Here is a 12,629-nt window from a genome sequence, read left to right as displayed (position 1 = left end):
GGAGAGCAGTATAACTATGGATGTTGAAGTGAAAGCACCTGCAGATTTAGACACACTAAAAGAGTTAATCGCAAAGCGTTACGACAGTTTGAGCGGACGTTTGCAGCAAGTCGCGGATTTTGTAACCGACCAGCCGATGCTGGTGGCGGTAGAAACCATGGCGACCATTGCCAAGCAAGCCAACGTACCATTGTCGACCTTGAGTCGATTCTCTAATGCGATGGGCTTTGATGGCTTCACTTCTATGCAAGTACTGTTTCGCGATCAGTATTTGAATCGTCCGAGAGACTACAAAGAGCGCGTTCGTAAAGCTCGTGAGATGGAGGACGTCCCACATGACTCGCCTCAAGCCATCTTCCAGGATTTCGGACACGCAAACATTGAAGCACTAGAACAGCTTCAAATGTCGGTCTCTCCACAAAAACTGGAACGTGCAGTGGCTCTGATGGATGGAGCAGAAACCATCTACATCCAGGGGACTCGTCGCGCTTACCCAGTGGCCTTCTATCTTTGGTACGCCCTCATGAAATCCGACAAGAGTGTAGTGCTCTTGGATGATCACGGTGGCATGTTGTCTCCGTTAACTCGACGAATGAACGAAAAAGACGTTCTGTTTGCTATCACCTTCAATCCATACGCGGAAGAAACCAGCCAACTGATTGATGATGCTTGCAAAAAGAACGTACCGATTGTCTGCATTACTGATAACCAAATGACGCCTCATGGCAGCAAAATGGATGTCTGTTTTGAAGTGCAAGAAGGCGAATTGATGGGCTTCCGTTCGCTCAGCAGCTCCATGTATTTGGCGCAGGCGATTGCGGTGAGTCTGATTTGTCGAGAAGTGAAGTAACTTCATCGCTCAGTAATCTCAAATAGGGACGCGATCCTGCGAGCGAATAAGCAGTAAAGCGCGCAGATTTTTCCATACCTTTGTCCACTGATTAAGTGCAACTTAGCGGTTGCGCTGCGGGTTTGCTCGAGCTGAATTCGGCTTATGTCCTGCAATGTACAGGGCAGTGAGAAGAGGTAAATCTGATGCGTTTTGCTCTACATGGCATGTGCTCTCTGCACAGCAATATCCTATCTGATGTCCGACTTGCCAAAGAAACTGGCTACCAAGGGCTCGAAATTCACACCGAAAAACTCTGGCGTTATATTCAAGCTGGCTTCTCCGCTGAGCAACTCAAACAACGTATGGATGAGTTTGGCATTGTTCCAACGGCGATCGACATCATTGGCGCGGTTGAAGTGACAGATAAAGCCAGCCAACGTCAATTGTTCCAAGATTCAGAAACGCTGTGCCGTTTTGCGCAAGCCGTGGGTGCACCTACCATCCAGCTCAATGCTTTTGAGGCATTAAATGGCTTAACTAAAGAGCAAAACATCGAACTCACGGCACAGAACATTCGCCAGATTGTCGACATTGGTAAGAGCTATGGCATCCGTTTCCAATATGAAGGCGCGGCTTGGACTCCAATCGCCAAATTGGAAGATTACTTCCGCCTGTACGACGCCGTCGGCCGCGACAACTTTGGTTTTGTTGTGGATACATGGCACTTATGGGCATGTCGCGGAGCAACGTTGGAACAAGTGGCAAATGTCGATGCCGAGCTGATTTTCAACGTGCACTTGTCTGACGGTAAGCGCCCTGCACCGGGCGAAGCTTGGCCTGATGAGCGCGCTCTACGTGGTTACTTACTAGGGCAAGGTGAAGTGCCATTGAAAGAGTGGGTCGATGCGATTCGACAAACGGGTTACGACGGATTCTACTCTGGTGAATTCCTCAACGACCAACTCTGGGAAGGGGATTATTACGATATCGCCGCAGATATGTTGGCGGGTATGAAGCATCAATTCGACTAGTCGACACATAAGGGATTTTCTATGTTTAATATTGCTTTATTTGGAGCGGGTCGAATTGGTCAAGTGCATGCGGTCAATATCGAACGTTCACCTGAAACCACGATTTATTCGCTTATCGAACCTTTTGAGGTCTATGCGGATCAGTTTTGTGTGCAGTATCCGCAGACAAAGCGCCAAACCGTAGAAGAGGCGATGGCGGATGACAACGTTCATGCGGTGTGTATTTGCTCGTCAACCGATACTCATGCGGATTTGATTGAGCGAGCAGCAAAAGCAGGCAAAGCGATTTTTTGTGAGAAGCCTATCGACCTTGATTTGGGGCGAGTACGTGATTGCTTGGGCGTAGTAAACCAGCATCAGGTGCCGTTCTTATTAGGCTTCAATCGCCGCTTTGACCCGCATTTCTTGAGCCTTAAGAAAGCGCTGGATGACGGTCAAATTGGCGAACCAGCAAGCGTAGTCATCACCTCTCGCGATCCTGCGCCACCGCCAGCACAATACAGCAAATCGTCCGGTGGTATGTTCCGTGATATGACGATCCACGACCTCGACATGGCGCGGTTTATCTTAGGGGAAGATCCAATCACTGTTACGGCACATGGCAGTTGCAAGGTAGATCCTGCCATTGGTGAAGCGGGAGATATCGATACCAGTGTGGTGACGCTTACATTCCCTTCTGGTGCGATGGCGACGATTCATAACAGTCGTCGCTCTGGCTACGGATACGATCAGCGTCTCGAAGTGCATGGCGAGAAAGGCATGCTGCAAGTGGCGAATCTGACCGAAAATCTAGTCAGTCACAGCACAGAAATAGGGCAAGTAGGCGCAACACCGAAGTACTTCTTCTTAGAGCGTTATGAGCGTGCTTACGTGGCAGAGTGGCAACACTTTGTTGAAGTACTTAAAGGCGAAGCACCATGCTGCTCGGGTATAGATGGTGAGATTGCTCTGACGTTAGCGGATGCCGCGTTAGAGTCGATGCAAACAGGGAAGACGGTTCGTTTGTAGGTCATCCCTAACAGGAAACAAAAAGGGGAGCCGCATTGGCTCCCCTTCCTATTATTGAGATCTTAAAGATGCTTAAGTCTTACTGAGCTTTTTGCTGTTCTGATTTGCAAACAGCGGCAGTGAAGATAACGTCTGTTGAGCTGTTTAGGGCTGTTTCAGCAGAGTCTTGAATCACACCGATGATGAAGCCAACCGCTACAACCTGCATTGCTACGTCGTTTGAGATACCAAACAGACCACACGCTAGTGGGATTAGTAGTAGAGAACCACCTGCAACACCTGATGCGCCACACGCTGATACTGCTGCAACAATACTTAGTAGTACCGCTGTCATTAGGTCAACGTCGATACCCATAGTGTGTACCGCTGCTAGCGTTAGGGTAGTGATAGTGATTGCTGCGCCCGCCATGTTGATGGTCGCGCCTAGTGGAATAGATACTGAGTACGTATCTTCGTCTAGATCTAGCTTCTTACATAGGTTCATGTTCACTGGGATGTTTGCAGCACTTGAACGCGTAAAGAATGCCGTTACGCCACTTTCACGTAGACATTGGAATACCAACGGGTATGGGTTTTCTTTCGTTTTGAAGTATACGATCGCAGGGTTAACCACTAGCGCAATGATAAACATTGAACCTAGTAGTACCGCTAGAAGGTGAGCGTAGCTTGCTAGTGCACCAAAACCTGTTGTTGCAAACGTTGAGGCAACCAGACCAAAGATACCAAATGGCGCAAGACGAATGATGAAACGAACAATGTGGGAAACACTGTGGCTTAGATCTTCGAATACCGCTTTTGTTGTTGCTGATGCGTGGTGAAGTGCAAGACCAAGACCCACACCCCAAGCAAGAATACCGATGTAGTTTGCTTCTACTAGCGCGTTTACTGGGTTATCAACCAGTTTGAACAACAAGGTTTGGATAACTTCTGCAATACCTTGTGGTGGTGTTGCACCTTCAGCGCCCGTTACTAGCGTTAAATTGGTCGGGAAAAGGAAACTTAGTACTACTGCGGTTAGTGCCGCAAAGAAGGTACCCGCTAGGTAAAGAATTACGATTGGACGCATGTAAGTGTGTTGGTTTTTCTTTTGGTTTGCGATAGACGCAGCCACCAAGATAAATACCAATACTGGAGCAATCGCTTTTAGTGCACCAACAAACAAGCTACCCAGCATACCAACGCTTTCTGCGTGGCTTGGCGAGATAGTCGCAAGCAGAATACCTAAGACGATACCGACGAGGATTTGGAGAACGAGGTTACCGCGAGCGAATCGGGCAACGAGACTGTTGTGTTGCATTTGCATACATCATTCCTGCAATTTTTGACTCAGCAACAGCGCAATATTCAGTCATTACACGGCGTAATGTTCCCTCGCATGAAGGGGCTGAATCTTGTGGTTGTACTGCTAAGACATCCTGATTATCAATTATCCTGTTTTTATAAATCCAGCCATTTTCTTGCTGAATATCACATATCTTAACTTGGTAATATTTTGTGTCTAGTTTTAGTTTGTTCTTAGTTTAAATGTTTGCTCAATGTTATCGTTATTGGTCTTTTGTGTTGATTTGTATGGCGAAGTATGAATGATGGTTTTTCATAAAGTTATTAAAAAAGGAGGCGTTAGCCTCCTTTGTTCTATTGATTACGCAAATACAACAAACTAGTAACTCTGTTGGCGTTTGCGCTTTCCGTCAACAATACTGCGAACCATTTTGCCGAACTGTTTATTCTGCGCTCTTTGCTCTGCGAGACTCGCTCCGTTATGGGCTTGTTCACGCAATAACTTCTGATAGTTAGTAAAGCGTCGTAGCTCAAGAGAGCCATCTTCAATCGCAGCTTGAACCGCGCAACCTGGCTCGGTTTGATGTTGGCAATCATTGAATCGGCAGTTATCAGCTAAGGCTTCAACATCAGCGAAAGTTTCACTCACGCCTGCCTCGCAATCTGCCAATTGGATCTCTCGCATTCCCGGCGTATCCATCAAGATCCCACCGGATGGTAATAGGTGGATTGAGCGTGAGGTCGTAGTGTGTCGACCTTTGCTGTCATCCTCACGAATACCACCAGTCGCTTGTTCTTGCTCGCCAAGCAGGGTGTTTACTAAGGTCGATTTTCCTACCCCTGAAGAGCCAATAAATGCGACGGTTTGACCTTCGCCGCACCAACTCATTAATTTGGCAACGTCTGATTCATCCAAACCATTAACGCTTTCCACCATAAGCAACGGATCGAGCTTTTGTACCTGAGCTTTGAGCTCGTCAACATCGTCGCATAAGTCTGCTTTCGTCAGCACAATCACGGGTTCTACATCAGCTTCATTGATGAGTGCCAAATAGCGCTCAATGCGACTGAGGTTAAAGTCGTGGTTGAGTGAACAAACGATGAAGACAGTATCCACGTTGGCGGCGATAAGTTGCTCGGCGACCTTACTACCTGCGGCTTTGCGGCTGAATAAGCTGCGGCGTTCAAGTAGGCGAGAAAACTGTTGCTGACCATCCAATACTACCCAATCACCAACGGTCATGCTGGGTAACGAGGGATGGATAGGTAAGTGAGTTTCACCTTGTTCGCTAACAACAACGTAACCACTACGATGGTGAGCAATCACTCGCGCAAAAAGCGTGTCTTGGTAATCGTCTAACGTCAATTGTTGTTGAAAAAAGGGTTTCCAACCTAATAGCTTTAATGGGTTAGGTTGAGTTAGTAGTGTTTCACAAAAAGAATGTGTTTTATTCATTGTTGAATTATCCCAGACGCAACAAAGCGCCTTAATACAAATCGCATTAGGGTCTAATTCGCATAGAGCTGACCCCGGTGAAAACCGGGCAAGGAAGGGAGGGGGTGTGGCTTAGCCACGAGAAAAAAGTTGGACGTTTACCCTTTCACTGCCCAGTTAGTGTTATTCATTACAATCATCATATTTCCTCTTAAGTTGGTGAGTTAACGGTCGGAGTATAGCGACTGCGCTCTGATTCTTACAACTCCTTTGCGTTTTATATGTGTTTTATTCGACGTTCTTCCATCTCTTGTGAATAGATGTTGGCTTTTACGCCGTAGATGATTTGGATATGTCGTTCATCAATGATCACGACACCATGCGCTCCATGCTCCTTCAGTGCTTTTTGATTCACAATGGTGGTGTCTTTTAGTGTGAGTCGTAGCCTTGTCGCGCAAGCACCAGTTTCCACCAAATTACTCATGCCACCAATAGCGTCAATGATGGTATCGACATCCTGTTCTAGGTTTGGATTTACTTGCGTCAGCATTTTAAATACGCGAGAAAGGGCTTTTAACATGGCGAGAAACTCGTTTGCAGCAAAGCCTTGTTTATATCTCAGCAGCGGCTGTTTCGCTCTGATTTAGGACACAAAATCATGTATTGATAGTTTGGCGAATACGGCTTAGAGAAAAGAGAGAGGAATAAAAAAGCTCCTCACGTTGGAGGAGCTTTGAATCGATGAAGTGAAGAGACACTAATGATGATGTTCGTGCTTTTTCATTCCAGCCATGACTTTTTTAACTGGTGCGGTAAAGCTTTGCTTTTGGTCGTTGTCGTAAGTCACTGTCACTTCGATTTCGTCGCCTTCATTAAGCGGCTTTTTAAGGTCGAATAGCATGATATGCAGGCTGCCCGGTTTTAGCTCGGTGGTCTCTTTTGCAGCGAGTGTGATGTGGTCTACTTGACGCATCTTCATTACATCGCCTTCTTTAATCACATCGTGCAACTCGACTTTACCTGCTGCAGGGGTTTCTGCTGCGACAATATTGATGTCTTCTTGGCTTCGGTTAGCAAAGGTCACAAACACAGCGCTCGTCACAGCACCTGGCGCCATTGCTCGTGCATACGGTTCGTGTGGCATCACGTTTAGGTTTGCTTGTGCCAAAGGGCTTAGAAGTAGGGCGGAGAGGGCTAACGTTTTGATTGCATGCTTAGCTTTCATTGGTTTTTCCTTCTGCTGTTAGTTTGGTTATCGCTTCGACAATTGGCGCAGGCGTTAAGGTGTGTGGCACTTTAGTGATGAGTGTGCCGTCAGGCTTCAAGAAGTAAAAGTAAGAGCTATGGTCGAGCGTGTATTTCAGCTCTGAGCCTTCTAGCTCCGTTTTACGGAAAATGACACCATATTTGTGGGCAAGTGGGGTGGTCACGTCGAGTGGTGCGGACAGGCCTTCAATCATCGGGTGGAAGTAGTGGGCGTACTTGGCTGATGCATCTGCCTCGTCACGTTCTGGATCAAGCGAGATGAACATTGGGCGCAACTGCGCTTTTTGCGCATCGTCGATTTGATTGAGTGCACCTGCTAGCATGGCTAATGAGGTTGGGCATACATCTGGGCAACGCGTAAAGCCAAAGTAAACAATGCGAATGCGATCATCGCTGGTATCGAAGATATCGACAGGTTTATCGCCTTCGCCAAACAACACGCTTTGCTCGGTAGTGACTTGTTGTTTTTTCTCTACGTCTTTTTGTCCATCTAGGTACGTTTTGGTACCAAAGCCAAGGACAAACGCAACCACGAGAAAGAGAGACCAATTACGGCTCATATCAATTCCTTATCTTTGCATTTTGAGGGCCGGGTAGATGGTGTCTTTACCGTCGGAAAGTTCACCAACCCACGTCATTGAATCTTGTGTACAAACGGGCAATGTCACATCACCCACAAATTTACCTGGTGCCACTTTCTTTAGCATGAATTTTGGCTCGCCCATTTCCATTTCTCGACCAACCAAACTTAATACGAGCTGATCCGCTTCGCTGTCTTGCCATTCGACTTCGAGCTGAGCTGGGATAAGAGGTTGAGCAGTATCGACGCTAAGCGTCATCGCAACATTATGTTGGATACAAGGTTCAGTAGAGAGGAAACAGTATTCATCGAGCGACTTAGGCTCGGGCGCTGAAGAGAAGTTTTTTATTAGGGTAGGCGCGTAAAAGCCAGCGACCAGTGCCACGGCTATCCCTGCAATTTGTAACACTTTCATTAAGATTCAGTATTTATCACTTAACATTGCCTGCATCCTAGCACAGATGGGATGTACGAAAACTCGTAACTTCAACAAATTGTGCACTATCCCCATCTATTTGAAACCTATTGTTTGTAAAGCGTAAATAAAAAAAGCGGAGCCAATGGCTCCGCTTTTTAAATGATTGAATTGTGAGCTATACCCAAGCATCTCGAGGTTACTTGGGGATAAGTCTACTTGTTTGAATCCGCAAACTTCTCTAAACCAAGTACTAACGCGATAGCGGCTAGCATCATGATCACGGCTAACAACAGTTGTGATGGTTGAGACGTGATGTGCTCAAACTCAAACGGTGATAGGTTTTGCTCTAGCAATGGCACTTGCTCACCCTTCGAGTTAGTACGCCATGTTAACGTTTCCTTCCAAGGCCAGATCTTTGGTAGCGTACCGATCATTAAGCCAGTCAGGAACATTAAGGTTAAATCGCGGAATTTGCGCAGTAACCAAGACAACAAGTGAGAGAAGGACAGCAGACCAGCAACACAGCCAACAAGGAACAGCGCAAGGATATCAATTTGGAAACCTTTTACCGCGCCCAATACAGGAGCATACATGCCGATCAACAGCAAAATAAAGCTGCCTGAGATACCCGGTAGAATCATCGCACAGATTGCGATAGCTCCAGCCAGAATGGTGTTGATCGCCGTTGGCTCCATATGAAGTGGTTTTAGCACCGTGATGCTGTAGGCGAAACCAATGCCGATCAATAACGCAACAAAACGGATAGCGTCACGTTTTTCTACTTGGCGAATGATGTGGTAGACAGACACCAAGATCAGACCAAAGAAGAATGACCAAATTGGAATTGGATGAGTTTCCAATAACCAACTGATTAGTTTTGCCAGCGTCGCGATGCTGGTGAAAATACCCGCAAATAAAGAGATAAGGAAGAAGCCGTTAATGTGATTAAACGCACCTTTGAAGCCATCCTTTTTCCAAATCGAGAAAAGTGAAGGGTTAATACGTCGAATGCTTTCTAGCAGTGTGTCATAAATGCCAGTAATAAATGCAATGGTACCGCCTGATACGCCTGGGACAACATCGGCTGCACCCATCGCCATTCCTTTGAAGTAGGTGATTAGATAGTTCATTTCTCAAGTACTAAGTCATGTAGATGGTCCTGAGTATACAAACATTGATGTCAAAAAAGTATGAAATAGTGGTGAGGAAAATATCTAAATGATTGCTTATCTAGGATCTGTTGAACTTTCGTGGTTAAGTTTTGTTCTGATGGGCGCATGGTTAAAATCGTTGTAGGCAAGGAAAGGAGTGTATTGCTTAGTCATTCTAGGCAAACACTCGCTGTAAAAATCAGCTTGAAAGGCCAACAGAACCTAGCAACGTTAAGCTTTTTGGTTAGTTTAGATGAATAAAAACAGAAAGATACGCGATAAAGAAATGGATTTGTTATCAGCTGTAAAGGGGCGCTTGATTGAATAAATGTCAGCGTAAAATCGATAAATTTGTTGAATGAAGTCGTTTGGTGACTTATTTATCACTTATGCCACAGAGTTGCGACTTGCAACTGCAATTTGCATTTTGACTTTGCATATTGCAAATGTTGTAACATCTTGGCAGTTTGATATGAGATCTTGTGCCCAAAAATAATGCTTTTCAAATTGGCATGATTAATGCATAATCCTTTTCGACCCTTCTTAAGCCGAGGGTCACCTAGCCAACTGACGTTGTTAGTGAATATACATTGTTCACATCATACATAAGCCAATCGCCTTAATTGCGGTTGGCTATTTTTTTGTCTGTCGTATACCCAAGTGACTTTGAGATGCAGGATTCAGAGCGTTGTTATTGATGCGAGCGCAATGAAAACAACGCCGTGTATCCAAGTCGTATATATGTACAACGTTTCTTACAGGCTTTGCAATTTGCATGAATGCCCACAAAAAAGGGGCTGACGCAATACGCCAACCCCTGTTTAGCTACTCTCTTTCGAGTGATCAGTAACCCATCAATTGCAGCAAGTTCTCCGCCGTCACAATCGCTTCCTTACGGTTTGCAATGTTGAGCTTTTGGTACAAGTTACGAATGTGAGTCTTAATCGTTGTGCCTGCTACATCTAACTCTTGAGCGATTTGCTCATTGCTAAAGCCTGAGTAGATCAAACCAAGCACTTGCCATTCACGTTGCGTGAGTGGACTGGTTCGAACCAGCTCCGGCACGTTCGGGTGGTTCACCAGTTTCTCAATAAAGTCTTCATCAAAGTGAATCGAACGGCTGCGTTGGTTTGAAGAGATGTCTTTCATCAATTGCTGAGCACGGTGACGTTCTAAATCGCCCAGCTCATGACGAAGACTTAGCTTCTCTAGTAGACCACCAATCGTTGCACCGTCGATTAAGAAGTTGCCGACCATACCGGTTTGGTTTGTCATCACTAGTGCTTCTTTCAATAGTGCTTTTGCTTGCTCTTCGTCTTTCTGACGCGCGGCAAATACCGCTTCAACCACAAGGTTGCGATTGGTATCGGTCACCAAGTTAGTACGACGAGCTTCGCTTTGTAGGAAGTCCAAAGCTTGTCGCGCTTCGTCATATTGGCCAAGGTTGATGTGAGCACGAGCAATATTGCGCCACTGTAACTGCAAGAAGTGGTTACACGCTGATTCCGGGCGAACTGCGGTGTTCAACCATTCTTGAATTGCTTCTGTGTTGCCACGAGCTTGCCAAAACAAAATCAGAGAGAGCGATGCGTTTGCCGTCCAGTCTACGTGATAAGTGGATTGTTTCATCAAGTGCTGGATGTGTTCGATAAACTTACCCGCTTTGTCTAGTTCACCGCGACCAATCGCAATACGCGCCAACATTGAGTAGCTATGTAAGTGCTTACTTGGTGAGTGGTTTTCTAGAATTTGTAGCCCTTTGTATGAGCACTCTTCTGCTTCATCCAAGCGGTTCCAGCACCACAATACTTGCGCGCGAATTCGTAATAAAAACTCGTGAAGAGGAACATGCTGAAGCTGTTGATCTTCAATCAAGCGGAAGCCGGAATCTTGCAGCTCAAATGCTGCTTGGACGTAACCTTGCGCGATCATGATTTCACTTTGTTGCAAGATTGCCCATAACGCTTGGTGGTAAACCTGATACTGACGTGCCAGTTTTTCGGTTTGTTGCATCATTGGTAATGCGCGGTCAAGTTTACCCAGTACGTGGTTTACTTCACCAACGACTGACGTCGCCACGATACGGCTGCGGTACACCGTTGGGTCAAGTTGGCTCAGTGCTAACTCGGCTAACTCTAATGCACGCTCTGGTTGGTTGCTGTTGATTGCAACCTGAGCGAGTAGGGCATTAGCTTGACCTTGGTAGCCAGAATCAAGTTCGATATTACGTTTCTTATGCTCTTCTTCGGCTTCTGCTAGAAGCTCACCAACCTGGTTGTAGCGGTGTTGGCTTTGCGCCAACCATGCGCGCAACATCGACAGTTTCGGGTGGCTGAAGAGTAAGTCTTTATCAAGCTGGTTGATCGCCGCTTCTAGCGTTGTTAACTCACCTTGGTTGAACATCTTCCAACCAAATTCATTCAAGATTTCTACGATTAGATCAGTGTCGTCAGATTTCTGTGCGTGGTGAATAGCTTGATGCGGTGCTTTTTGTTTTAGCCAGGCGACAGCTGCGTTGCGGTGTAGATCTTTCTCTTGTTGAGGAATACGCGCTTGACGTTCATGCGACAAAAATTCGCCAAACAGATTGTGGAATCGGAACCAGTTTTGTTCACCTTCCAGTGGATAGATAAACAAGCCGTATCGATTGAGTGACTCAATCATGCCGAGTGCATCTTCACGTTGCGTCAATGCAAAGACGAGTTCGTCGTTGAAATGGTCGAGTACCGACACTTGCATTAAGAAATGACGTGTCTCTTTGTCTAATAGATCAAAGACTTCTTCGACTAAGTAATCCCATAAGTGTGCATGATTAAACTGAGACACCGACTCTACGGTTTGTGCCAGAGTGCGGTTCTGATGCTGTGCTTGTAGGGCGATAAGTTGTAACGCTGATGGCCAACCTTCAACGTAAGTACGTAAGTTGTTCGCCATGTCTTCATCGATGCCATCGGCAATGCGTTGGTTGAAGAAGCGTGTGGTTTCTTCGGTATCGAATGCCAACATTTCGTTGCCGATTTCGATCATCAAGTCACGGACACGAAGGTTCGCAGTGCCTAATGGCGGTGCCGCACGGCTAGTAACCACTACAGTAAGGTTGTCTGGCATGTGCTTTAAGAAAAAACGCATGGACTCGTGAATTTCGTCGTTAGTGATCAGATGGTAGTCATCGAGTACGACGTAACACTCATGCTGAAAATCTGCCATTTCAGCGAAAACTTCGCTGAATAAAGAGCGTAAAGAAGAGAACTGACGCTTTTCAGCCAATTTTTGAGCGTTAGAGCAGTTGTAGTTGGTCGCTTTGTTTAAAGCTTGCAGTAGATAGTTAACGAAGCGGAAACCATCGTTATCACTGTCGTCGATACTGTACCAACCTACATTGGGTTTGTCTGATAGCCACTGTGCCGCCATGGTGGTTTTCCCGTAACCAGCCGGCGAGCGAAACAATACCAGTTTGTAGTAAGGCGCTTGTTGCAGTAAGTCCAACACTCGCGGACGGACGATTGCGTTGTGCAGGCGACCTGGGCGAGTAAGTTTAGATGGAATCCACATTATAAATTCTGTCCTTAATTTTTTGAGCTAGCGAAACTAGAAACTGACTCACACCACTAAATTCTAGTTTGTATA

The 12,629-nt window shown here is 46.1% G+C and carries 11 protein-coding genes; 3 read left to right on the top strand and 8 right to left on the bottom strand.

Going from position 1 to position 12,629, the window contains the following annotated elements:
• The first annotated feature begins 16 nt into the window (after positions 1–16).
• The 3 genes from AACR11_RS24440 (at position 17) to iolG (ending at position 2,871) form a co-directional block, all read left to right on the top strand.
• A complete protein-coding gene (locus AACR11_RS24440; protein ID WP_005447408.1) occupies positions 17–850 on the top strand; it encodes a MurR/RpiR family transcriptional regulator in 834 nt (277 codons plus the stop codon).
• A gap of 185 nt (positions 851–1,035) precedes the next feature.
• Entirely contained in the window at positions 1,036–1,863 is an 828-nt protein-coding gene (locus AACR11_RS24435) for a sugar phosphate isomerase/epimerase family protein (protein ID WP_029788355.1), read from the top strand.
• Between the two features lie 21 nt (positions 1,864–1,884).
• A complete protein-coding gene (gene iolG / locus AACR11_RS24430; RefSeq protein ID WP_029788354.1) occupies positions 1,885–2,871 on the top strand; it encodes an inositol 2-dehydrogenase in 987 nt (328 codons plus the stop codon).
• A 79-nt stretch (positions 2,872–2,950) separates the two neighbouring features.
• Here iolG and sstT read toward each other — a convergent pair whose 3' ends face one another.
• From sstT to malT, 8 genes are all read right to left on the bottom strand, one after another.
• Complete coding sequence (sstT, locus tag AACR11_RS24425) at positions 2,951–4,168, bottom strand: serine/threonine transporter SstT (RefSeq protein ID WP_026000277.1); 1,218 nt, start codon at positions 4,166–4,168, stop codon at positions 2,951–2,953.
• Between the two features lie 363 nt (positions 4,169–4,531).
• Positions 4,532–5,608: a ribosome small subunit-dependent GTPase A gene (gene rsgA / locus AACR11_RS24420; protein ID WP_009700613.1), complete on the bottom strand. Its 1,077-nt coding sequence runs from the start codon at positions 5,606–5,608 to the stop codon at positions 4,532–4,534.
• A gap of 256 nt (positions 5,609–5,864) precedes the next feature.
• Complete coding sequence (locus AACR11_RS24415) at positions 5,865–6,167, bottom strand: glucose PTS transporter subunit EIIB (RefSeq protein WP_029788353.1); 303 nt, start codon at positions 6,165–6,167, stop codon at positions 5,865–5,867.
• Between the two features lie 177 nt (positions 6,168–6,344).
• Positions 6,345–6,812, bottom strand: coding sequence for a copper chaperone PCu(A)C (locus AACR11_RS24410; RefSeq protein ID WP_029788352.1), 468 nt, complete (start codon positions 6,810–6,812; stop codon positions 6,345–6,347).
• Complete coding sequence (locus AACR11_RS24405; RefSeq protein WP_005447419.1) at positions 6,802–7,413, bottom strand: SCO family protein; 612 nt, start codon at positions 7,411–7,413, stop codon at positions 6,802–6,804. The genes AACR11_RS24410 and AACR11_RS24405 overlap by 11 nt, the downstream gene beginning before the upstream one ends.
• Before the next feature lie 9 nt (positions 7,414–7,422).
• Complete coding sequence (locus tag AACR11_RS24400) at positions 7,423–7,848, bottom strand: hypothetical protein (protein WP_029788351.1); 426 nt, start codon at positions 7,846–7,848, stop codon at positions 7,423–7,425.
• 215 nt (positions 7,849–8,063) lie between these two features.
• On the bottom strand, positions 8,064–8,981 hold the full coding sequence (locus AACR11_RS24395) for a DUF368 domain-containing protein (RefSeq protein ID WP_029788350.1): 918 nt from the start codon (positions 8,979–8,981) through the stop codon (positions 8,064–8,066).
• A gap of 864 nt (positions 8,982–9,845) precedes the next feature.
• Positions 9,846–12,554, bottom strand: a complete 2,709-nt coding sequence (gene malT / locus AACR11_RS24390; RefSeq protein WP_009698026.1) for an HTH-type transcriptional regulator MalT — start codon at positions 12,552–12,554, stop codon at positions 9,846–9,848.
• Between the last annotated feature and the right edge of the window lie 75 nt (positions 12,555–12,629).

The sequence above is a fragment of the Vibrio sp. L85 genome (assembly GCF_963871815.1).
Classification (GTDB): Bacteria; Pseudomonadota; Gammaproteobacteria; order Enterobacterales; family Vibrionaceae; genus Vibrio; species Vibrio harveyi.
Note: the sequence above shows the minus strand (reverse complement) of the source record. Positions and strands in the feature narration are given on the sequence as shown.

Coding starts and splice junctions, on each gene's coding strand:
- AACR11_RS24415 (WP_029788353.1), bottom strand. CDS start 6,167: ATGTTAAAAGCCCTTTCTCGCGTATTTAAAATGCTGACGCAAGTAAAT.
- AACR11_RS24410 (WP_029788352.1), bottom strand. CDS start 6,812: ATGAAAGCTAAGCATGCAATCAAAACGTTAGCCCTCTCCGCCCTACTT.
- AACR11_RS24405 (WP_005447419.1), bottom strand. CDS start 7,413: ATGAGCCGTAATTGGTCTCTCTTTCTCGTGGTTGCGTTTGTCCTTGGC.
- AACR11_RS24395 (WP_029788350.1), bottom strand. CDS start 8,981: ATGAACTATCTAATCACCTACTTCAAAGGAATGGCGATGGGTGCAGCC.
- iolG (WP_029788354.1), top strand. CDS start 1,885: ATGTTTAATATTGCTTTATTTGGAGCGGGTCGAATTGGTCAAGTGCAT.
- malT (WP_009698026.1), bottom strand. CDS start 12,554: ATGTGGATTCCATCTAAACTTACTCGCCCAGGTCGCCTGCACAACGCA.
- sstT (WP_026000277.1), bottom strand. CDS start 4,168: ATGCAACACAACAGTCTCGTTGCCCGATTCGCTCGCGGTAACCTCGTT.
- rsgA (WP_009700613.1), bottom strand. CDS start 5,608: ATGAATAAAACACATTCTTTTTGTGAAACACTACTAACTCAACCTAAC.
- AACR11_RS24440 (WP_005447408.1), top strand. CDS start 17: ATGGATGTTGAAGTGAAAGCACCTGCAGATTTAGACACACTAAAAGAG.
- AACR11_RS24400 (WP_029788351.1), bottom strand. CDS start 7,848: ATGAAAGTGTTACAAATTGCAGGGATAGCCGTGGCACTGGTCGCTGGC.
- AACR11_RS24435 (WP_029788355.1), top strand. CDS start 1,036: ATGCGTTTTGCTCTACATGGCATGTGCTCTCTGCACAGCAATATCCTA.